This is a genomic window from Bradyrhizobium sp. MI1.4 (genome assembly GCF_055811315.1).
This window is the reverse complement of record NZ_JBVVPP010000046.1, coordinates 34,600-55,417: the sequence shown is the minus strand read 5'-3', so window position 1 is coordinate 55,417 and position 20,818 is coordinate 34,600. Positions and strand designations below refer to the sequence as shown.

General features: G+C 58.6%; 17 protein-coding genes and 3 pseudogenes. 15 read left to right on the top strand and 5 right to left on the bottom strand.

Annotation, left to right across the window (positions count from 1 at the left end):
- Positions 1-513, top strand: a 513-nt coding sequence (locus tag AC0L23_RS31610; protein ID WP_473357791.1) for an NAD(P)H-dependent flavin oxidoreductase, incomplete at its 5' end; no start/stop codon positions are given.
- Between the two features lie 413 nt (positions 514-926).
- Here AC0L23_RS31610 and AC0L23_RS31605 read toward each other — a convergent pair.
- Positions 927-1,763: a transporter substrate-binding domain-containing protein gene (locus AC0L23_RS31605; RefSeq protein WP_473357790.1), complete on the bottom strand. Its 837-nt coding sequence runs from the start codon at positions 1,761-1,763 to the stop codon at positions 927-929.
- A gap of 532 nt (positions 1,764-2,295) precedes the next feature.
- Here AC0L23_RS31605 and AC0L23_RS31600 point away from each other — a divergent pair.
- Positions 2,296-2,917, top strand: a pseudogene (locus AC0L23_RS31600) (IS256 family transposase); the annotation flags it as partial.
- Between the two features lie 31 nt (positions 2,918-2,948).
- On the opposite strand, the pseudogene AC0L23_RS31595 reads toward AC0L23_RS31600, so the two are convergent.
- A pseudogene (locus AC0L23_RS31595) lies at positions 2,949-4,306 on the bottom strand (transposase).
- 48 nt (positions 4,307-4,354) lie between these two features.
- Here AC0L23_RS31595 and AC0L23_RS31590 point away from each other — a divergent pair.
- From AC0L23_RS31590 to AC0L23_RS31555, 8 genes and pseudogenes are all read left to right on the top strand, one after another.
- Positions 4,355-4,704, top strand: a pseudogene (locus AC0L23_RS31590) (transposase); the annotation flags it as partial.
- A 322-nt stretch (positions 4,705-5,026) separates the two neighbouring features.
- Complete coding sequence (locus AC0L23_RS31585) at positions 5,027-5,284, top strand: hypothetical protein (RefSeq protein WP_473357788.1); 258 nt, start codon at positions 5,027-5,029, stop codon at positions 5,282-5,284.
- A gap of 594 nt (positions 5,285-5,878) precedes the next feature.
- Complete coding sequence (locus AC0L23_RS31580) at positions 5,879-6,376, top strand: Lrp/AsnC family transcriptional regulator (protein WP_473357797.1); 498 nt, start codon at positions 5,879-5,881, stop codon at positions 6,374-6,376.
- 390 nt (positions 6,377-6,766) lie between these two features.
- Positions 6,767-8,788 (top strand): alpha-ketoacid dehydrogenase subunit alpha/beta, encoded by a 2,022-nt coding sequence (locus AC0L23_RS31575; protein WP_473357787.1) that lies wholly within the window; start codon positions 6,767-6,769, stop codon positions 8,786-8,788.
- Between the two features lie 34 nt (positions 8,789-8,822).
- The gene (locus tag AC0L23_RS31570; RefSeq protein WP_473357786.1) at positions 8,823-9,632 is read left to right on the top strand and encodes an IclR family transcriptional regulator; all 810 of its coding nucleotides are present in this window, start codon (positions 8,823-8,825) and stop codon (positions 9,630-9,632) included.
- A 138-nt stretch (positions 9,633-9,770) separates the two neighbouring features.
- On the top strand, positions 9,771-11,168 hold the full coding sequence (locus AC0L23_RS31565; RefSeq protein WP_473357785.1) for a Rieske 2Fe-2S domain-containing protein: 1,398 nt from the start codon (positions 9,771-9,773) through the stop codon (positions 11,166-11,168).
- 66 nt (positions 11,169-11,234) lie between these two features.
- The gene (locus AC0L23_RS31560; RefSeq protein ID WP_473357783.1) at positions 11,235-12,305 is read left to right on the top strand and encodes a 2Fe-2S iron-sulfur cluster-binding protein; all 1,071 of its coding nucleotides are present in this window, start codon (positions 11,235-11,237) and stop codon (positions 12,303-12,305) included.
- Positions 12,306-12,341: 36 nt separating this feature from the next.
- Positions 12,342-12,938 carry a DUF1989 domain-containing protein gene (locus AC0L23_RS31555; RefSeq protein ID WP_473357782.1) on the top strand — a complete coding sequence of 199 codons (597 nt, stop codon included), beginning with the start codon at positions 12,342-12,344 and terminating at the stop codon, positions 12,936-12,938.
- A gap of 169 nt (positions 12,939-13,107) precedes the next feature.
- Here the strand turns inward: AC0L23_RS31555 and AC0L23_RS31550 are convergent, their stop codons facing one another.
- The 3 genes from AC0L23_RS31550 to AC0L23_RS31540 all read right to left on the bottom strand — a co-directional run bounded on the left by AC0L23_RS31550 (position 13,108) and on the right by AC0L23_RS31540 (position 15,590).
- Complete coding sequence (locus AC0L23_RS31550) at positions 13,108-13,737, bottom strand: anthranilate synthase component II (RefSeq protein ID WP_473357781.1); 630 nt, start codon at positions 13,735-13,737, stop codon at positions 13,108-13,110.
- On the bottom strand, positions 13,734-15,143 hold the full coding sequence (gene pabB / locus AC0L23_RS31545; protein WP_473357780.1) for an aminodeoxychorismate synthase component I: 1,410 nt from the start codon (positions 15,141-15,143) through the stop codon (positions 13,734-13,736). The genes AC0L23_RS31550 and pabB overlap by 4 nt, the downstream gene beginning before the upstream one ends.
- A gap of 141 nt (positions 15,144-15,284) precedes the next feature.
- Positions 15,285-15,590 carry a Dabb family protein gene (locus AC0L23_RS31540; RefSeq protein ID WP_473357779.1) on the bottom strand — a complete coding sequence of 102 codons (306 nt, stop codon included), beginning with the start codon at positions 15,588-15,590 and terminating at the stop codon, positions 15,285-15,287.
- Between the two features lie 293 nt (positions 15,591-15,883).
- Between AC0L23_RS31540 and bioB the strand changes: the two genes are divergently transcribed.
- The 5 genes from bioB (at position 15,884) to AC0L23_RS31515 (ending at position 20,413) form a co-directional block, all read left to right on the top strand.
- Complete coding sequence (gene bioB / locus AC0L23_RS31535; protein WP_473357778.1) at positions 15,884-16,867, top strand: biotin synthase BioB; 984 nt, start codon at positions 15,884-15,886, stop codon at positions 16,865-16,867.
- Between the two features lie 52 nt (positions 16,868-16,919).
- Positions 16,920-17,273 carry an aspartate 1-decarboxylase gene (gene panD, locus AC0L23_RS31530; protein ID WP_473357777.1) on the top strand — a complete coding sequence of 118 codons (354 nt, stop codon included), beginning with the start codon at positions 16,920-16,922 and terminating at the stop codon, positions 17,271-17,273.
- Between the two features lie 79 nt (positions 17,274-17,352).
- Entirely contained in the window at positions 17,353-18,519 is a 1,167-nt protein-coding gene (locus AC0L23_RS31525) for an 8-amino-7-oxononanoate synthase (protein ID WP_473357775.1), read from the top strand.
- On the top strand, positions 18,516-19,151 hold the full coding sequence (gene bioD, locus AC0L23_RS31520) for a dethiobiotin synthase (RefSeq protein ID WP_473357773.1): 636 nt from the start codon (positions 18,516-18,518) through the stop codon (positions 19,149-19,151). Before AC0L23_RS31525 ends, bioD begins: the two co-directional genes overlap by 4 nt.
- Entirely contained in the window at positions 19,151-20,413 is a 1,263-nt protein-coding gene (locus AC0L23_RS31515) for an adenosylmethionine--8-amino-7-oxononanoate transaminase (RefSeq protein WP_473357772.1), read from the top strand. Before bioD ends, AC0L23_RS31515 begins: the two co-directional genes overlap by 1 nt.
- The last annotated feature ends 405 nt before the right edge of the window (positions 20,414-20,818 follow it).

Sequence of the window (20,818 nt, the reverse complement as noted above, 5' to 3'; positions counted from 1 at the left end):
GGGGGGCATACCGGGGACCTTTGCAACAACGTCTTCGTCGAGGAAGTCAGGGGCTTCTTCTCCGGATACATCGCACTGGCCGGCGGAATCTCGAGCGGCCGGGCTGTGCTGGCGTCGAGAGCGCTGGGCGCTGATTTCGCCTATATCGGCACCTCCTTCATGGCCGCATCGGAAAGCAGGACCGACCCCGCCCACCAGACGATGCTGCTTACGAGCTCGTGCGAAGATCTGATCGTCACGCGCGCCTTTACGGGAGCTCGAGCGAACATGCTCATCCCCAGTATCGTGGCGCAAGGACTTGACCTCGAAATTGTCGCAAGCAGCAGCGCAAAAAAGAATTTTACGGGTCTCGAAGGTGCCGAGGTCAAGCCGTGGAAGGGGATATGGTCAGCCGGGCAGGGCGTGGGCAGAATCCGGGAGATCGAGCCCGTGTCCGGCATAGTGGATAGGCTTGACCGCGAATACCGGGCGGCGCTCAGCGAGCTCGCACGTGGGACTCGCGTTGCAGTGTGATAGTCGCTCCCACCGGGCTACTGGCCGAAATCTGCGAACCCGGTCAGTGACGGAGCTTTTGGTCGACGGCGTGCGGTTCCGTGTCCCACACGTGATCGTCGCAGTCACAAGGTTGCCTCAGATCTTATCCGAGTTGAGCTTTTTGGAGGGTATTCCTTCTCGCCAACGAAAGTATTTATTTATCCGGCACACATCTTGGCAAACGTCGTCTGGAGTTGCAGGTGTCTCAGACCAAACTTCGGAAGCCGCACCAGGCGCCTTCGTCAACGGACATTCGCCGGCAACCAACGTATTCGGCCCACCACCAACTTGCGCCGACTGCTGTTTCCGCTCCCTCCAAAGTTCGCTCAAACGAGTTCTGCTTCTTTTATTACGCGCGATGACCGGCACCGCCCGACGGCCCGATCCAGTAATTAGGGCTGGCCATTGATCATTGGCTTCTCGATTGAGGCATCATCCGGCAGGCCCCACTTGTGTAGCAGCTGACCATAGGTGCCGTCAGCGATCAATGCGCCAAGTGCCTGTTTAAGCTCTTCTCCGAAGTTGGGGTCATCTTTTGAATAAGCCATACCGGTCAACAGCTTGATCACAGGTTTGCCAATGACCGCGTACTGGTCTTCCTCAAGCTTATTTTGATACGCAATTATCGCTGCACCCGTCAGACCCGCGTCGGCAAAGCCCTGCTTGACCATGAGGCGCACTTGGGGCGTATTCTCTCCGGGCACCACGATGATTGCAGGCTTGCCAGCTTTGGTGCAATTCTCCTCGCTCCATTTGACCACCGCGCCGGTTTCGATAACACTGGTGCGTATTGCCCCGACTCTTTTGCCGCACAGCACATCCATGTTGGGGAATTGATCAGCGCTCGCCCTTACCGTGTAGAACACATAGGGTTGATATACGTAATCGATAAAGTTCACACTGGCGCGGCGTTCGGGCGTATCGCCTAGTGCGCTCGAAAGGATATCCGCACGCTTTGTTTTGAGCGGGGCGAAGCTGATTATCTGGGCGAAGCTCGATTGGGTCCAGTTGACTCGCGCGCCCATCTTGGAAGCAATCCCATCGAGAACGTCGATATCGAAACCAACGAGATTTCCGGATGCATCGGCGAATTCGAACGGCGGAAATACAGTTACCGCCATTGCATTGATAACTTTCCTTGCGGCTTCCGCGTCCGCGCCGCCATTGGGCAGTGTGAGTGCGACAGCCAAGACGATTGCCGCGAGACGAAGCGCAAAACGTTCAGACATCTTTAGTCCTTCCATGTTTTTTCGTGTGACAAGGCAGCGCGATCCACGGGCGAGTTAGCGGCAACGACGTTTCCCTGACGCGCGTCACTCAGTGGTTCACAGTCGAAATGTTCGGGGCGGGGCAAGATCGCTGCGAAGTTCACTAACGCGACCGCCGCCGACTGTTGCCGAATAGCGAAGCTGCAGTTCGAGCTGCTCGCAACGGCACCTCGCATGGCGGGTTGGCGGCGCGCTGAACTAGATCACTCGAGCCCTGGATCGCCACGCATGACGGCATTCGTCTGGGCTCTCGGGACGGCAGGCAAGGCGAGGCTAGCTGAACTGGATGCGGCGGGGGCGCGCCCGGCATGATTCCAGCACGACTTGTGCTCTGCAACGCCATTCGGGGCTCCGAGAGATAAGAAGGTCGATCGATTATGGTGGCGCTTGAGCGGTGAATTTCCTCATTTCCGAGTGCCGGTATGCCGAATTTTAGTGCCGACCTTCGGAATTGCGAAGTTTTCGTGCGAAGCCTAGACCGGGCGGCCTACGCGAGAAGAGCCCCGAACGTCTGGCCCAGCGCAACGGCTACCGCGACCGGATCTGGGAGACCCGTGCCGGCGCGGTCGAACTGCGCATCCCCAAGCTGCGCAAGGGCTGCTACTTTCGAGGCTTCCGCGAGCCGCGCCGCATCGCCGAGAAGGCGCTCACGGCCGTGGTGCAGGAAGCCTACGAGCAGGGCGTCTCGACCCGCTCGGTGGACGATCTGGTGCAGGCCATGGGCATGACCGGCATCTCCAAGAGCCAAGTCAGCCGGCTCTGCGCCGAGAGCGACGACAAGGTGAAGGCCTTTCTTGCCCGCCCGATCGAGGGCGACTGGCCGTATCTGCGGATCGACGCCACCTACGTGAAGGTGCGTCAGAATGGCCGCATCGTGTCGGTCGTGGTGATTGTTGCGGTCGCCGTCAACAGTGACGGCCGGCGTGAAGTTCTCGGCATGGATATTGGCCCTTCCGAGGCCGAGACGTTTTGGACGGCGTTCCTGCGCAAGCTCGCGCGCCGCGGCTTGCCTGCGTCAAGTTGGTCGTGCCCACGAAGGCATCAAGACCATTGTCGCCAAGGTGCTCAATGCCAGCTGGCAACGCTGCCGCGTGGGGCCGTTGAAGAACTACTTAGAGCGCACCAAACGCTGATAGCGGCCGCGGATCAGGCTGCGGCGAGATGGCCATGACCGTCGGGCAATACGAAAGAGGCGCCGAAGATCTGGAGAAAGCGCAAAAGAGCGATCGCCGGCCTCTTCAGGTTGTCGGCCGCGGCGGTCAGGAACACTTGGACGCGCATGTTCTGAAGACCGCGTCGGATTGCGCGCGCGAGCCCATGCCAAGTCTTTGCCTCGCCCTGGTATCCTTCGGAGCGCCAACGGTGTCGTCGGTAGAGTTGCCTGTCCTCGGCCGACCAGTTCTCCCGTCGACGACGCGCTCGAAGGAGCGCAGGATGATCGTCGCTCACGACCACAGCCTTCCGCCGACCGGCGGACAGGCACAGGTTCGCCACCGAGCAACGGCTGCAGTCCTTGGCTCTCGAGTAGAAGAAGCTCTCGTGGTTGGTCAAGCGCTGCGGCCGCAGGACCTTGCCTCTGGGGCACTTCAGGATGTCGTTCTGGGCGTCGTACCGGAAGCGACGGAGTGGGACCGGCGAGCGGATCGGCTCGGCCTTGGCAGGGATCACGGCGTGGATGTTCCGCTCTTCCATGGAGCCATAGACCTTTCCGTAGGCGTAGCCCGCGTCGGCGGTGACCGTGGTCACCGCTGTGCCGGTCCTCTCAGCCGTCCGGTCCGCCTGCTCGACGATGTGCTGGCCCTCCTTCAACTCCCCGGTAGTGACCTCCACGTCGAGGATGACGCCGCGCCTATCGTCCACGGCCGCGTGCTGCTCATAAGCCGGCTCGAGCCAGCGATTACGGCCGTTCGTCGCCATCGTAGCCTCGGGATCGGTGGTGCAGACCTTCTTGAATTTACCTGTCTGGCGGCCGCTTCGTGGTATCGTCGAGCTCGGGAGCGTTCGCCGCTTCCACGGCCGCGACGTGCCTCACCGCCACACTCTCCCAGGAGACATTGGCGCGGATCAGCGAGGCGTCGATGGGCACGATCTCTCCAGTGGCGATCTTCGCCACGAGGCAGGCTTGAACGGTTCGAAGATGCGGCGGAAACGATCAGCGCCCCAACGCTGGCGTATGCGGCTTAGGGAAGAATGATCCGGCACAAGCTCGTTAAGGTCGTAGCCGAGGAACCAGCGGATCGCGATTTTGACCTGGGCCTCCCGCAAGAGGCGCCGATCGTGAACGACGCCTAGGAGAAACCCAGCCAGCATCAGCCGAAGCGCGGCCTCAGGATCAATCCCCGGCCGGACATTGTCGTTGCAGTAGAGGCCCGCCACTTCGCCCTGAAGCCAGGAGAGATCCAGCACCCGATCGACCTTGGAAGGATGTGGTCGTCGGGGACAAGCTGGCGCAGCGAGCCGGTGATGAACAGCTCGAGCTGCGCGCGTTCCTTGCATCCCAGCATCGCCGTCGTTCCTATCGCGACGAGTGAATCAGCGCTGTCGGGGTTCTTCAAGCGTCCCCGGTCCACTTCATGCGCAACCCTTTGCCGCATGCCGGCAAGAGCGGGCGGCGCCTCGTCTCCACCTTCATTGCCACAGCCTTCGCACAGGACGATGCGCGAGGCCGCGCGAACTCAGTGGCGCTAGGTCGCCGACCAGTTCCGGCCAAAGCTGCCGAAGCTCGCTGGCTTCCTCGACGAGGCCGACACCGAGGTGCTGGCCTACATGATCTTCCGGCCCCAGCACCGGACCAACTGCACTCGACCCGATCGAACGTCTCAACGGCGAGATCAAGCGGCGGACCGAGGTAGTCGGCATCTTCCCCAATGAGGACGCCATCGTTCGCCTCATCGGCGCGATTCAAGGCGATCTGCTCGCTAGCTCCAGTGGACTCGTAGGTCACGCGAGGGTGTCCCAAAATCTTGCCTGATTTTGTAAAGCTCACAACTATAGTGATCTTGATTGGACTTGCGTCAGATGGCTTCGGGGCTTGCCAGCAACTACCTAGGCAAGTCATCAGTTCGTTTATGGTGTTTACCTGCGGTTCGTTCATTCGGCCAAGCGACGGCGAAGAGGAAGCCAGGAACGTGAGAGCCACCAGGGCGCCCAAGAACAGTTTGTGCATTGTATAACTTCAGCGTTGGAGCTTCAACTAAGCATAGCGGGCTCGGCAGGTGAATTTCATGCACGAGTCACCAGCCACCCAGCACGAGTGGTTCGCCGCAGTGCTGCGTGGACACTACGGCTACTACGGCACGCCGCACAACTATCCAGCGCTCAACGGCTTCTGTCGCGAAGTGCGTCGGACTTGGCTGCGCTGTCTGAGACGGCGCAGTCAGAAAACTCGGCGCATGGGCTGGTCGGAGTTCGAGACCCTGACGGCACGCTTCCGTCTGCCCGTTCCAGGCATCACTCGCACTTGGGCGCAGGCGCGGATATGACGCGGGTTACCCTCGGGAAGAGCCGGGTCGGGAAAGCCGCACGCCCGGATCTGTGAGGGCGAAACCCAAATGGCTGAGCTGCTCGACCACGATCCTCGCCGCACGTGCCGAAAGCAGGTCAATTGCCAGGCGCTGAACGCCGGCACAGACGCAGTATGACTAAAAGTGGGCTTGGCAAACGATGCAATTCAGAGCCGCGCGATGCAGAACAATCGCAGAGATGAAAGAACCATCTAAAGCCATTTTCACAAAGCGCGAATCGCAGCCAGATTAGATCTTACTTTCAACGCCCGACCCAAACGTGCGCTCGGGGTAAAGTGAATCTGGGATACCGCAGTGTCGGGCGTCAACAATTTCCAGCTTTCCTGGGAGTGACAGCGCGTTTCGCCGGCGCGCAGGACCACAATTTCGAACGCGCGTCGTCATCAGATAGTGATACATAGTTTTAAACTTGACACACTTTCCGTCGTCCACTTACGATGCCTTTGTTCGAAACAATCGAGTGTCTCAATGGCGAATGCATTGCTGCGCAGTGACGGAAACAAGCTGTACGCCTCGACCAGGCAATCGCAGTCCAGTGAACGTGGCCCAGGACTGGAGCTCGATAGAATCGATGCTCATCTTCTTGATCTCGTGCAACGCAACAATCGTCTTGGCAGTGAGCAGCTCGGCGCCAAGGTCGGCTTGTCTGCGTCCGGAGTTCAGCGCCGGCTGAAGCGCCTGCGATCAGAAGGCGTAATAGAAGCAGACGTGTCGATCATTCGTCCAAAAGCGGTCGGCCGAAACGTAACGGCGTTGGTTCTCATTACGTTCGAGCGTGGCCGCGCCGACATCATTGATGGCTTTAAGCAGGCAATGCGGAAGGTGACGGACGTGATGAGCGCATTCTGCGTTGCCGGGCAAGCTGACTTCGTTCTCCTCGTTACGGCAAACGACGTCGAGAGCTACGACGACTTCACCCGCCGTCTTGTGGGAGAGCATCCCAACATAAAGCGCCTCGAAACCATGATCATTTTGGATCGGGTGAAAGCGGGCTTCACATTGCCCATCGCTTCTGTCGCAAGCGTCCCCTACTCATTGCGCGGCGGCTGACTGATGCTAATGACTGCCTTCCTTAGGCTAAGAGTTGTTCAGCACTGTGGTTGTCGCCTATCTAGCTGGCGTCGCTGACCGGCGACCGGAGATGCAATTTACTGACCTGCTCTAAGAGCGCCGGCGGCAAATCGCGCGATTTCGGCGGTCAACAGCTGAATGTGCACGAGCGTCCAGATCGTCGCGCCCCGATCAGAAGAACTGAGCTTTGTGAACAAGCGCCGAGGCCTCTGACTCCTTTTTTGTCGCAGCGGCGAGTCTCGGTGCAACAAAGGGTATCGACGGCGTCAAGAAGATGTATCACATTATGATACGATCATAATAACTTGACACACCGGCGAATTGGCGACACATTTGCCAAATCTAGAAAACGCAACGTGGCAAGCTTCCATGAATGAACGTCCGCACGCGCCCGCTGAACGGGCCGCCGCCTCGATTGATCCAGACTTTGCGCGTTATGCGCTTCGGCGCATGGCGTTCATTCGCGGCTTCGAGGAGGCCTGCCTCAACTTGAGCGCTGGCGCGGAAGCGCTGGTTGCCGGATCAATCCACCTCTGCGCGGGGCAGGAAGCCATTGCGGTTGGCGCTTGCGCTGCGACTAACGAGGAGGACCGCATTCTCGCCACCTACCGCGGTCACGGGTGGGCGATTGAGGCGGGGCTCGATCCGTTCGAAATCCTCTCGGAGATCTGCCATCGCGAAACGGGCATCAACGGAGGACGGGGCGGTTCCGCTTATTTCATGGGCCCTGGCACCAAATTTGTGGGAGAAAACTCGATTGTTGGCGCCGGCGCGGCAATCGCAAACGGTGTCGCTATGGCGATGGACAAGACGAAAGGCGTCGTGCTCGTCTCGATCGGTGATGGTGCGATGAACCAAGGTGCCTTGCATGAGGCCATCGTTTTCGCCACCTATAAAAAGCTGCCCGTGATCTTCGTGTGCGAAAACAACGGGTGGTCAGAGATGACGCCGATCGATCGCATTGTCCCGTTCGAACGGCTGTCGCGGCGCGCGAATGGGTACGGTATCCCCGGCGCGACCATCGATGGCTGTGATCCTGTCACGGTTCGCGATACGATTGCTCTTGCGATCGACCGTGCACGGGCGGGCGAGGGCCCGTCCCTGATCGAGTGCAAGGCCATCCGCTTGTGGGGGCACTACAATCGCGACATTGAGCACTATCGACCGAAAGCCGATCGCCTCAGGGCGGCGGAGGCTGATCCGATCGTGCGCCTGCGTAGGCGTATTCTCGAAAATGGGCTGTTTTCCGAAGACGAGCTGGACGCGGATGTCGCGGCGGTAAAGACGCAAATCCAGGCGCTGGTTGAGCGCGTTGCGGCGGCATCGAAGCCGGATGCGGCGACAGCGCGCCTTCACGTGGTGGCTGAGGAACACGCCGCCCCGCATTCGGGGGGGGCGGCTGTTGCGACGGAGCTCACTTACCAGCAGGCCGTAAACGAGGCTCTCCGGGACGAGCTGAAAGAGCGGCCCGAGGTTGTCGTTTTCGGCGAGGATGTCGGCTTCGCCGGCGGTATTTTTGGTTGTACCCGAAATCTTCAGCGCGAGTTCGGCGAACGGCGCGTCTTCGACACGCCTATCGCGGAGGCATCGATCCTCGGAGCGGCGGTCGGTGCCTCAATGTGCGGTCTCCGGCCGATCGCCGAGATCATGTGGATGGACTTCCTTCTCGTCGCGCTCGATCAGTTGGTGAATCAAGCGGCAAACGTGCGCTATATCACACAAGGTAAAAGCAGTGCTCCCATGGTTGTGCGCCTTCAGCAAGGTGCGACGCCCGGCTCGTGCGCGCAGCACTCGCAGTGCCTCGAAGCATTTCTTGCGCATGTGCCTGGCCTGAAGGTCGGGATGCCGAGCACGCCACAAGACGCCTACGATATGATTCGTGCTGCCGTCGCGGATAACGACCCTTGCATCATCATCGAATCCCGCGCGCTGTATCAAACAACGGGCCAAGTTACCAAGACCATTTCCAAGGTCGGATCAGCAAAGCTTCGCAGAGAAGGCTCAGACGTTGCGATCATATGTTGGGGCGCGATCGCCAGTCGTGCCGAGGAAGCCGCGGAGGTCCTTGCTATCAAGGGCGTGCATGCAGCCGTTCTGGATCTACGGTGGATTGCGCCGTTAGATGAAGATCAGCTTGTGTCTGTCGTCGAACGGTGCGGCGGCCGGACTATCATCCTCCACGAAGCGAACCTCACTGCTGGCTTCGGTGCTGAAATTGCCGCGCGGCTTACAGAGCGCGGCTTCGCAAATTTCCAGCGTCTCGGCGCTCCCAATACTCGCATCCCCGCATCGCCTGTGCTGCAAGCGGCTCTTCTTCCTTCCGTCGATGCGATCGTGGCGGCTGCGGATCGCGTGATGTTGCGCGTTTCGCCACGGATCCATGCGTCCTAGTCACCATTCCAGTTATTAGAAACGCGAGAGAGTGATGGCCATCCAAACCGAAGCCGGACGCAGCACCGGCAGAAAGCGCAATGCGAAACAGGAGGCGCTTAAAGCGCCTGCGCCGCGTATTCAGTCGCTCGGGCGGGGGTTCTCGGTCCTCTTTCTCATTGCCAAAAGCGAAAATGGCTTGATGGCGTCGGAAATCATCAAGGAAACAAAGCTTAATCGGCAAACCGTCTACCACATTCTTCAGTCGCTCGGCGCCGTAGGCGTCGTCGTAAAGAACCACAATTCCCAACGGTATGTCCTGGGACTGAAAGTCGCGGGCTTAATCGAAGCATTCAAGCGCCACCTTGCGCCGCCAGAGCGCCTTGCGCCTCTCGTTCGGGAGATCGCCAATCGCACGGGTGAGACCGCCTATGCCGTCGGGTGGGCGGAGGGCGAGATCGTAGTCATCTCCGCGATGCGCGGCAGCGCGACGGTGACCGCCATCGATGTACCGCCTGGCTACTTCGGCAACGCGCATGCGCGAGCTTCCGGAAAGCTCCTCCTCGCGCTTTCCAGCGCCGATACCCGAAAGGTCTACTTCGAAACACGCAAGCTGAAGGCGCTTACACCCCGAACCATCACGGACCTTGCGGTCTTGGAAAAGCACTTCGCGCAAATCCGCAAGCAGGGCTACGCCCTGGAAAAGGAGGAGTTCGTCCCGGGCCTCAGCTGCATCGCCGTGCCGGTCGGAGATGCGGACTCAGGTTTTGCGATCGCGGTGTCGGCCCCGTCACACCGCGTGGAAGAAAGCCTGACGCTTTACCTCCAAACGATGCGCGAAGTTGCGATGCGAGGCGATGAGTGAACCGATGCGTAAGTTCTATGCCGAACGTATGGGTGATCTCACGCTGCCATATCAAGCTGTAGCGATTGAGCTTGGCGTCACCTTGAAACCGATGCGAGAAAATGCGGGTCGCCCGCAACGATGATGGAGAGCCACAAAATGGAACGGACCAACCTACTGCAACGGCCGTATTCGGCGTACGATCGGAAAGAAATAGGCCCAGATGCCGAGTTTCTGAAGGTCGGCAAAGGCACGCCGGGAGGCGAATATTTACGCCGCTTCTGGCAGCCGTTCGCTTTCACCTCGGAGTTTACCGACGTTCCTATGGTCGTTCGAATGTTGGGCGAAGATCTCGTCGCCTTCAAGGACGGCCAGGGCAACTACGGTCTTCTCGAGCGGCGCTGCAGTCACCGCGGTGCGTCGCTCGAATTCGGAAAGGTCCAAGAAAAAGGAATGCGATGCTGCTATCACGGCTGGCACTTCGATGTTGACGGCCGGATTCTTGATATTCCAGGCGACTCGTCGGGGCTCAAGAATCGTCTGTGCCAGGGCGCGTACCCCGTCCACGAATACAAGGGTTTGCTCTTCGCCTATATGGGCCCATCGGATAAAAAACCGGCGTTTCCGCTCTATGACGTGCTTGAGCGCGAGCCCGGCACGCAATTCCAACGCAAAGACGTAGCCCCGTGCAACTGGCTGCAAATCCGCGAAAACGAAACGGACCCGATGCATCTCTCGCAATTGCATTGCGGTCTGTTTGGCATCCAGTTCACTGAAGTGTTCAGCCAGATACCGGTCAGCCTGCAGTGGTTCGAAACGTCGATCGGCGTGATGTACGCAGGCACGTTCCGCTGGAAAGACAAGGTGTATGTGCGCACGAATGACTTAATCATGCCCAACCTGACGCGCGTGGCAGGTGTCGAGGATGCCGAAGGGGAGGTGTTTAACGATATCCGCGGCGGGTCGACGAACTGGGTCGTTCCTCTCGACGATTATAATAGCATGACTATTGGCTGGCGCGATATCGAACCGGAGGTTGATATTGCGGGCGTGGCCGCCTATCTCGATCGTCAGCGGAAGGGCGGCGGCGAAGCGCTTTCGACGTCCGGCAACATCGACACCCAGACCGGTAACCGCAGCTACGAAGAGCGCCAACGGGCGCCGGGGGACTGGGACGCGTTTGTGTCTCAAGGTCCGATGACGATCCACGGTCGCGAACATCTCGTGGGCAGCGATCGTGGCGTCATGACGTTTCGGAAAATGTTGAAGACTGGCATAGAAGCGGTGCGAGCCGGAACAGACCCGCTTGGCGTCGTGCGCGCCGACCAAGCCAACTCGATCATCCGCACGCACGCCCGAAACACGGTGTTGCGTATTCCGAAGGCGCCGACCGAGAAAGAAGATAAGGAGGCTTGCGGCCGGGTTGGCCGCTGGTACGCCGATGCCCTCCGGGAGCACAGATTTGAAAACGCGCCGCAACCGTCGGCCAAGCGGCTCGAGGAAATCCGTGAGCAAGCGGTGAAAGTCTTTAATGGCGAAAAAATCGCTGCGGCGTAGATCAACGAATTCAGAAAGAGCGGAAGACAATGGCTGGCCGTCACGCAGTTTCGTCGGTGGTATTCTTTGTCTGTTGGTATCTCAGCTAGTGCGACAAAACCATTGAGAATCCCCGTCCAGGATAGTGAGCATCGTCTGAGGGTCTACGGATCAGAGCTCAATGCGGTCGCGCGACCCGGTGCGACCATCCTTGAGACGCTCTTGGAGCAAGGAGTTGAATATCCCCATGGCTGCACCACTGGGTTTTGCGGGCTCTGCAAATCCCATCTCCTTTCTGGTCGAGTAGAGCACCTCGATTTTATGGACTCGGCTCTATCAGAAGAGGAGAGGCGTGTTGGACTGATCCTGCCCTGCTGCGCCATACCCGGCTCGGACTGCGTTATCGAACCCGCCGTCAGCGATGTGCCATTGCCTCCGGTGGTGTCATTCGACACAGAGATCGTGAAGATCGAGCCGGTGAGCCCAGAAGTCCGGCTCCTGCGGTTGCGTTCCCAACAGCCGTTCGAGTTTCTCGCCGGCCAATACGCATCCCTTACCTTCGATGGCCTACCGGCCCGCGAATTCTCAATGGCGAGCGAACCCGGAAACGCGGTGATCGACTTCTACATCAAGTGCGTGCGCGGTGGCGCCGTCACCGACCAAGGACTAGCACGCGCGATCGTAGGCGACCGCGTCACGGTGAGCGGTCCGTTTGGCACCGCGTTCCTGCGTACCGACGATACAAGCCCGATCGTTGCGGTGGGTGGAGGCACTGGCATCGCTCCGATCCTGTCGATGCTCTCGAGCGGTCTTGGCAAGGGGATAAGCCAGGACATCCGTCTCTATTTCGGAGTTCGCAACGAAGCCGATCTGTTCTCGATGGAACAGTTGGAAAGTCTGGCGAGCGCACACAAGAATTTGTCACTTAACGTGATCCTATCGTCGCCCGGCGCCCCATCGGCGCGCTGGCGGCGGGGCCGCTTGGATGCCGCCGTGAAAACGGACCTGGCCTCAATGGCCATAACTGGCTGGCGCGCCTACGTCGCAGGCTCTCCTGCAATGGTAAACGCTGTCAACACAACGCTTGCTGCCATGGGTGTCCCCTCAAGCCGCCGCCATTGCGATCCGTTTCTAACGGCGGCCGATCTTCATCGTTAACGGATGCGGCCCCTCGCGCGGTGCAGGAGAATCAATATGTCGAGCGAATTCGTCTTACCCGCCGGGCGCGGCATAGCCGTTCAGCTCGACAACGCCCAGACCGTCCGCATCACGAATATCCGCGGCAGTCAGGTTGTCGATACCTGGGCGTTTAATGCAAGCGAGACGTCCGAGTTCATGTCGATGGAGCACACCCGAGCGTCTCTGAAGAAGCTTACGCCCTGCTGCGGCGAATCCCTTGTCACCAACAAACGGCGGCCCATCCTCACGTTGCTCTCAGATTCTTCGCCCGGCATTCATGACACCTTGATTGCCGCCTGTGACCGTCATCGCTACGAATTGCTCGGCCACATCGGCTATCATGACAACTGCACCGATAATCTGGCGGCTGCGATGCAGGCGATAGGGATGGTCGTGCCCGAAACGCCCTGTCCCTTGAACCTCTTTATGAACATTCCCGTTATTCAAGGTAGTCGGCTCGATTGGCGTGCGCCTGCCTCAAAAGCCGGAGATCACGTCACACTCCGGGCAGAGATGGCCGCGATCGTGGTATTCTCAGCCTGCCCGATGGATTTGCTGCCCGTCAACGGCGTCGATTGCACACCAACCGACGTGGCAGTGTCGATTGATTAGGTCCGGCGTGCGTCGGCCGGCCGCTCGATGGGAGGGGAGACCCTCTCTATTGGCCATGAACCGGTTGGGCAGCGCGCTCGGCAGGATCGCATTCGCCATGCAATCACGGGATTGATCTTATTTAATTTAGCGCTTCAGCCCCAAGCCACAGAACGCGCCGCAGCTCGAGTTACTCCCGCCATCTAATCTGCGGGACGCACGACCTGTTTCTAATTCTTATGTTCAACTTATCTGCGAGTCGCAAGAAGTTCATCAGCAACACGCGCCCTCGCTGAGTAAGGATCGACTCTGGATGGAACTGCACGCCATACGTTGGTTGATGGCGATGAGACAGAGCCATGATCTCACCGTCCTCTGAACGCGACGTCACAACGAGATGTGGTGCGCTTAACTCATTGAGTTCGACGACGAGAGAATGGTAGCGCCCGACGCGAAGTGGCAGCGGAAGTCCCTTGAACAGCCCTTGGCCATCGTGGGTTACGTAAGCGGTTCGGCCGTGCATAGGGCGACGTGCACGCACCACCCGTCCGCCGAAAACGCTTCCGATGCACTGATGTCCAAGGCAGATGCCGAGGATTGGCACGAAACCGGAGAGTTGGCGTACGATGGCGTTGGATATTCCCGCCTCGACCGGGGTGCAAGGCCCGGGTGAGATGACGACTGCGCGCGGATTGAGGGCAACAACATCGCTGACGCTGACCTTGTCGTTCCGGACAATCTCCGTTGCCTCCCCAAGCGTGCAAAAATAGCGGGCAATGTTGAAGACGAAAGAGTCGTAGTTGTCGATGATGACGATCAAAATGCGCCAGATGCTTCAGCACGAAATGCTTCAAAGATTCGTTCCGCTTTGACGAGCGTCTCTTCATATTCCGCCTCTGGTTCGGACATCGCCGTTACCCCGGCACCTGCATGAAAAACGGCCAGATCGTCATCGATGGTTACCGTGCGGATCGCAATATTTGTGTCCATATGCCCATCGAAACCGATGAAGCCGATCGCTCCACAATAGATCTCTCGCGCGATCTGCTCGATGTCCGTAATAATTTCCATCGATCGTACCTTTGGCGCTCCCGTAATAGAGCCGCCGGGAAAGCAGGCTCGAATTAAAGTAATGGCGTCTTGGCCTTCTCGGAGTTGACCAGTAACGACCGACACCAGGTGGTGCACCGAGGCATATGACTCGAGGCTGCATAGCGCCGGAACGTCGACTGAATGCGAAGTGCAAACGCGTGACAGATCGTTGCGTAGAAGGTCCACGATCATAATGTTTTCGGCACGGTCCTTTTCTGATGCAAGAAGCAGTTCTCCGCGGCGCCGGTCTTCATTGGGAACGACAGACCGCGCGATGGTGCCTTTGACGGGGCGCGTTTCGACCAGGCGCCCGTCGAGCCTCAGGAATCGTTCCGGCGAGCTGGAGGCAATGGTCAGCTTGCCATAGCGCAGCAAGGCTGCAAAAGGTGCCGGGTTCAATGATCGCAGCCGACAGTACAAGGCCAATGGATCAAATGAGGTCGAAAGGCGCGCGCTGAAGCACTGCGCAATGTTGGCTTGAAAGACGTCTCCAGACAAAATTAACCCAATGACTCGCTGTACCGCCGCTATGTAAGCCTCGCGGCTGAAGTTCGAACGCCACGCGCCGGCGGCGCCGACCGAACGATTCAGCGTCGATCTTGGGCCGTCAAGCAGTGCGACGAAGTCATCGGCTCGGCGGTGTGCACGCTCGCTCCGACGCGCGGGATGCTGCTCCGGCCATCCAGTGGAAACGATCCAGCATCTACCGTCACGGTGGTCGAAGCTGACGACCACGTCGTAGAAATGTAAGATGGACTGGGGCAGACCCAAGCAGGAAAGCGCCGGGAAGGGCAACTTCTCTAACGTTCTGTTCAGATCGTAAGACAAGAAGCCGGCGGCGCCGCCCTGGAAGGGGGGAAGATCCGGGCGATGTTCTTGCCGATACGCGGCGAGAAGAGTGCGAAGAACGTCCCATGGATCCCCCTGAAGAGCCACTCCATCGCAACCCGCCCGTCCGCCCACGATCGTGTAGGTGCTAAACGGATCGCAGGCAAGATATGAGTAGCGCCCAAGCAGCTCATGGGGTGCCGCGCTGTCGAGAAATGTAAGCTGCCCTCGATGCGAGAGACAGCGGGCCGCTGTGACAGGCTCAATCCACTGCAGTTCGCGGACGTGAGTCGGGCTATCAATCACCGGCGATGTGCCTTTCGAAAAGAGCCTGTATGGCGATTCACTTCAATGAAAGCGATGCTCGCTGACCGTCGAATGCGCTTAAGATTCTAGCGATGCACCGCCGCTGAAGATTGTGCGCCGACAACAAGGCCAACGTTGTCCTTATGCGAAGCCAGCATCCGGCGATACATTGTAGTCAGCAGCGAACCGAAGGTCCCGGAGTGGGCGCACTCGCCTGATCGATTCCTGGTAAAGATCATGCGCCTTGTAAGCCGCAAGTTCCAGTTCGTTGTCGAACTCACCATAGACGATGACGTCGATATCGTTGCCGAGCTGGTCGGACTTGCAATTGCGAGCAACCTCGAGTCGGCGTGCATGTGGGATTGTGGTAAGAACCGACAGGCCCTCGATCATTTGCTCGATACAAGCCGTATCCTTTGCGGTGAACAAGACAATGTGGCGGATCATGGATGGCCTTAACGCGATGACGTGACCTCACACAACTAACTTGAGCTCGAGCCCACCGCAACGGGTGTAACCATTGCTGAGCCTCGATCGCGGCAACGTAAGCACAGCTCTCGATAAGAGCACGCATCGGCGCGCATAAATCCTCCCACTTCAGCGATGGAAATCTGCGGGAATCAGGGAGAGCTCGCTTGATGTGTGCAAATTCACGCAAAAAGCCGCCGCTTTTCTACTTGAAGATGCAGGTAAGATGTTGCCTCTAGGCTAAAATCGTTCGACGCTGAGAAAGGGCTGCCGTGGCAGTGGACAGAAATGCCAATCACAACAATGCGCGAGTTCGCAGTGACTGGAAGCGCGCCGAAGCCGAGGCACTCTATCGACGGCCCTTTGCTGACCTGGTCTTTCACGCCCAGAGCGTTCATCGCGAGAACTTCGATCCGAACCATGTCGAAACCGCGAGCCTGCTCAGCATAAAGACCGGCGGCTGCCCGGAAGACTGCGGCTACTGTTCGCAGAGTGCGCATTACGACACCGGCCTGAAGGCGACCCGCTTAATGGATCGCGCCGATGTGGTTGCCGCCGCTCAGCATGCCAAGGACGCCGGCGCGACCCGCTTCTGCATGGCCGCGGCCTGGCGCAGTCCAAAAGATCGCGATCTCGATCAGGTCTGTCATATGATCGGCGCGGTCAAAGCTCTCGGCTTGGAAACCTGCGTCACCCTCGGAATGTTGACGCCGACACAGGCCGCTCGGCTCTTCCACGCCGGGCTCGACTTCTACAATCATAATGTGGACACCGCGCCGGAGTTCTACGGCAAAATCATCACCACACATACTATCCAGGATCGCATCGATACACTTGCACATGTGCGAGATGCCGGCATCAAAGTCTGCTGTGGCGGCATTATCGGCATGGGTGAAAGCGTCAATGACCGGCTCGCCATGCTCGTGCTGCTCGCCAATCTCCCCGGTCAAGCGGAAAGCGTGCCCATTAACCTGTGGAACGAGGTCAAGCGCGTGCCAGTCAGCGAAACCGCCGGGCGTCCAGATCCCATTGCGGTGGTGCGACTCGTGGCGACAGCCCGGATCATGATGCCACTCAGTGCGGTGCGGTTGTCCGCCGGACGGCAGTACCTGACGGACGAGCTGCAGGCTCTATGCTTTTTGGCCGGCGCAAATTCGATCTTTATCGGCGACGTGCTGTTAACGACCAAAAACCCACAGCGCGATCGGGACGCAAACCTATTGGGTCGGCTCGGCATCAAGTCCGGGCTTGCCTGAGCCAAGCGGCTCGATGAGCAGCCTGTGTACAATCTCAGTTTAGGCTAGAAAAATGCAAATTACCTTGATGAAAGGCAAAATTCACCGCGCGTCGGTGACCGACGCCGAGCTGCACTACGAGGGCTCTATTTCGATTGATCGTACGCTGTCGGAAGCAGCCGGGTTCGTGATCAACGAACGCGTCGAAATCTACAACATCGAAACTGGAGCACGCTTCGCCACCTACGTAATCGAGGCGCCCCGAGATTCAGCCATTATAGGATTGAATGGTGCGGCCGCGCGGCTGGCAATGCCTGGAGACAAAGTGATTATCGTCGCATATGCCTCGTTTGAGGAGTCGGAGGCAAAGATATTCAAGCCGCGCGTTGTGCTGGTCGATAAACAAAATCGCATCTTGCCACGTTAAAATCCGAGCGACTGACAGCTGCGAGCTGTTGTCCTTGCAGGCGATTCAATTGTTTCTACGTAGAGAGCCGGGGACAAAAATGGATTCGAACCGTCCAGCCGATTCCGAGTATGTCGCGGCCTTGCATGGCTTGAAGAACGACGACCGGCTGCGCTTTCTCAAGCGGCGCGCGGGAATCGACTTCGTATCGAATGATTATCTGGCGCTCGCGAGCGCTCCGCGGATGAAAAAAGCCGTCTTGGCGGCTCTCGGGTCTGGCACAGCGATCGGAGCGGGCGGCTCGCGGCTTCTGCGCGGCAACTGCGAGGAGCACGAACGACTCGAAGAAGAAGCTGCCAAGTTCTTCGGCGCAGAGACAGCACTTTTTTTCGGCGGCGGTTATGTGGCGAATTTTGCCGTCCTGACAACGCTACCGCAGCGGGGCGATTTGCTGGTTCTCGATTCTCTCGTGCATGCAAGTATTCACGAAGGTGCGCGAGCTGGGCGAGCCGACTTTCGGATATGCGCCCATAACGATCCCCAGTCGGTCGAAAGTACAATTCGTGAGTGGCGGGCCAATGGTGGAGTGGGCCGGATCTGGATTGTGGTTGAAAGTCTCTACAGCATGGATGGAGACTTCGCCCCGCTTGAAGAACTGATCGCGATTTCGGATCGGCATGAGTCGTTCCTGATGGTAGACGAAGCCCATGCCACTGGTGTCTACGGCCAGCAGGGCCGGGGACTCACGGCGCCCTATGAGCGACGCGAAAACCTTGTGGCCATACATACTTGCGGTAAAGCGCTAGGTGCTGCAGGCGCGCTTGTCACCAGTCCCCGCGTGCTCCGCGATTTTATGGTCAATCGGTGCCGCCCGTTTATCTTCGCCACCGCGCCGTCACCACTGATGGCCGTCGCCGTGCGGGAGGCACTCCTAATCCTGCAACAGGAACCCGATCTACAGCGACGCTTGACTGAGCTGGTAGCGTTTACGCATGGCGAGATTCGAACGCGTGGTCTTCGCAGCGATTCGAGCTCGCAGATCGTGCCCTATATCGTTGGCGAAAATGCTCGCGCAATGCTGCTCGCCTCCTCACTGCAGACCCGCGGCTTCGATATCAGAGGAATCCGGCCACCGACCGTGCCACCCGGCACGGCCCGTTTGCGCATCTCACTGACGCTCAACGTCGGGAGAGATGACATCTGCGCAATGCTCGATGCGCTGTCTGAAGAAACGAGGGAGTTGGAGAAGAGGGGCTGGTCTCGATGAGTCCGCGGATCGTGGTGGCCGGTACAGATACCGGGGTTGGAAAAACGGTATTTTCCGCGGGCCTCGCCCATTTACTCGAAGCCAATTACTGGAAGCCGATCCAGGCCGGGCTGGAAAGCGAGACCGATACTGAGACCGTTGCACGTCTTGGCTGTCTCTCGGCCGATCGCATCGTGCCGGAGCTCTACCGCCTTCGAACACCTGCGTCGCCCCATCATTCCGCGGAGGTTGACGGAGTTCGTATTGACGTCGATTCGCTCCATGTGCCGGAAACGGGAGAGCGACGACTCGTCATCGAGGGCGCGGGCGGTCTGATGGTGCCCCTGGATCGCGGCACTCTTTATATTGACGTATTCGAGCGATGGCGCCTCCCGGTGGTGCTCTGCGCAAGTACAGAGCTCGGTACGATCAACCACTCCCTGCTCTCGATTGAGGCTTTGCGGAGGCGGCATATGCATATTCTTGGGATTGCATTCATTGGCAAAAGGAACCCGGAAACTGAGAGCGCAATTTGCGACATGGGGCGGGTGCGTTGGCTGGGGCGACTGCCATGGATTTCACCTCTTTCGACAGAGTCGCTACAGGCCGTGTTCGCAAACTCGTTTGTGCGTAATGATTTTTTGAATCCATAATGCCAAAGGAGAAGTCGCCCATTTGGCATCCGTTCACGCAGCACGCGCTTCAAGGCGAGATGACTAAGGTTATACGTGCTGACGGTACTTATCTTTATACGGCTGATGGACGTCGGGTCATCGATGCAATCTCATCGTGGTGGATCGTGACCCATGGCCATTGTCATCCGCATATTGTGAACGCGATTCGGGAACAGGCAGGCAAGCTCAACCAGATTATCTTTGCCGGACATACCCATGAACCGGCTGAGGAGCTAGCTGCGCTGCTCTTGAAAATCACACCGCGCGGTCTCGATCACGTATTCTTCTCCGATAGCGGGTCGACCAGTGTGGAAGTGGCGCTAAAAATGGCGCTCGGCTACTGGAAAAACATCGGCAAGCCACGCACGCGCATTGTGGTAATGCAACATTCCTATCACGGCGATACCGTCGGAGCGATGTCGGTCGGTGCTCGAGGCGTGTTCAACGCAGCCTACCGTACCTTGCTGTTCGATGTCACCTCAATCCCATTTCCCGCCAAAGGTCGTGAACGGGAAACCCTTAATGCGCTCGCGTCGGTATGTCGAACCGAAGCGCCAGCCGCCTTTATCGTGGAGCCTCTCGTACTCGGAGCGGGTGGGATGCTGATGTATCCATCCTGGGTATTGAGAGAGATGAAGCGAATCTGCGAGGTTTCGGACGTTCTGTTCATTGCGGATGAGGTGATGACGGGCTGGGGGCGCACCGGTACATTGTTCGCCTGCGAGCAGGCCGAGGTCATCCCAGATATTGCATGTTACTCAAAGGGCCTCACGGGAGGGGCGGTCCCGCTCGCGGTTACACTCTGTGGTGCGAGAATTTTTGACGCGCATTATTCGGCAGATCGGACGCGAATGTTCTTTCATTCGAGTTCATATACAGCCAATCCAATTGCCTGCGCCGCCGCGAAGGCCAATCTGGAGCTCTGGCAAGATCCGAAAACTCCCAAGAAGGTCGCCTCTATCGCTAAGATGCAAGATCAGGCAATCGAACCATTTCGCGCCGATCCGCGCTTTGCAAACGTTCGTCGCACCGGGACCGTCACGGCACTCGATTTGAAGACGAGGAATCCAGGCTATCTCGCAGACATTGGTCCGAAGCTTCAAGCGTTCTTTAAGGACCGACATCTGCTGCTCAGACCGCTCGGTAATACAATCTACGTCATGCCGCCCTATTGCGTCACGGCGGCAGACTTGGACGCGGTCTATGCCGGAATCAGAGATGCTGCCGATGCGCTGACCTGAAGACGCGCTTTCTGCGGGCAGCCCGCAAAGACCGGTTTGACCCACCCGGCAACCTGAATCGATGGCGCAGCGTGAAAAAACTTGGCGCACGAAGAGTCCAAGAGAAGTACATATAACAGGTTCCGCAGGGCTCTAGATCGTGCGAAGTCGACCGGTTCGTGATTATTGATGCAGTGGAAATAGTTCCTAGCCGCTAGTCGCGTGCTAAACGCTTGCATCTCCCGCAATAATTGGAAATGTGCGGTCGCTGTTCAAAGCGCGTCCATTGGCGGCCTCATCTTCGGAGCGGATCTGCGACAAGCCGGCCGATCACAAATGCGAGTACCGGTGCGCTTGATGAGCTCTCAACCCGCGGTGCAGCTCAGAATTGGCTTGCCCGGGCCCATATTGCCCCGCCTTGGACAC

Bases quoted from the DNA above. Each gene is read 5' to 3' on its own strand.
- AC0L23_RS31555 (WP_473357782.1), top strand. From the start codon at position 12,342: ATGTCGAGCGAATTCGTCTTACCCGCCGGGCGCGGCATAGCCGTTCAG.
- bioD (WP_473357773.1), top strand. From the start codon at position 18,516: ATGAGTCCGCGGATCGTGGTGGCCGGTACAGATACCGGGGTTGGAAAA.
- AC0L23_RS31540 (WP_473357779.1), bottom strand. From the start codon at position 15,590: ATGATCCGCCACATTGTCTTGTTCACCGCAAAGGATACGGCTTGTATC.
- AC0L23_RS31585 (WP_473357788.1), top strand. From the start codon at position 5,027: ATGCACGAGTCACCAGCCACCCAGCACGAGTGGTTCGCCGCAGTGCTG.
- panD (WP_473357777.1), top strand. From the start codon at position 16,920: ATGCAAATTACCTTGATGAAAGGCAAAATTCACCGCGCGTCGGTGACC.
- AC0L23_RS31525 (WP_473357775.1), top strand. From the start codon at position 17,353: ATGGATTCGAACCGTCCAGCCGATTCCGAGTATGTCGCGGCCTTGCAT.
- AC0L23_RS31565 (WP_473357785.1), top strand. From the start codon at position 9,771: ATGGAACGGACCAACCTACTGCAACGGCCGTATTCGGCGTACGATCGG.
- AC0L23_RS31515 (WP_473357772.1), top strand. From the start codon at position 19,151: ATGCCAAAGGAGAAGTCGCCCATTTGGCATCCGTTCACGCAGCACGCG.
- AC0L23_RS31570 (WP_473357786.1), top strand. From the start codon at position 8,823: ATGGCCATCCAAACCGAAGCCGGACGCAGCACCGGCAGAAAGCGCAAT.
- AC0L23_RS31605 (WP_473357790.1), bottom strand. From the start codon at position 1,763: ATGTCTGAACGTTTTGCGCTTCGTCTCGCGGCAATCGTCTTGGCTGTC.
- AC0L23_RS31575 (WP_473357787.1), top strand. From the start codon at position 6,767: ATGAATGAACGTCCGCACGCGCCCGCTGAACGGGCCGCCGCCTCGATT.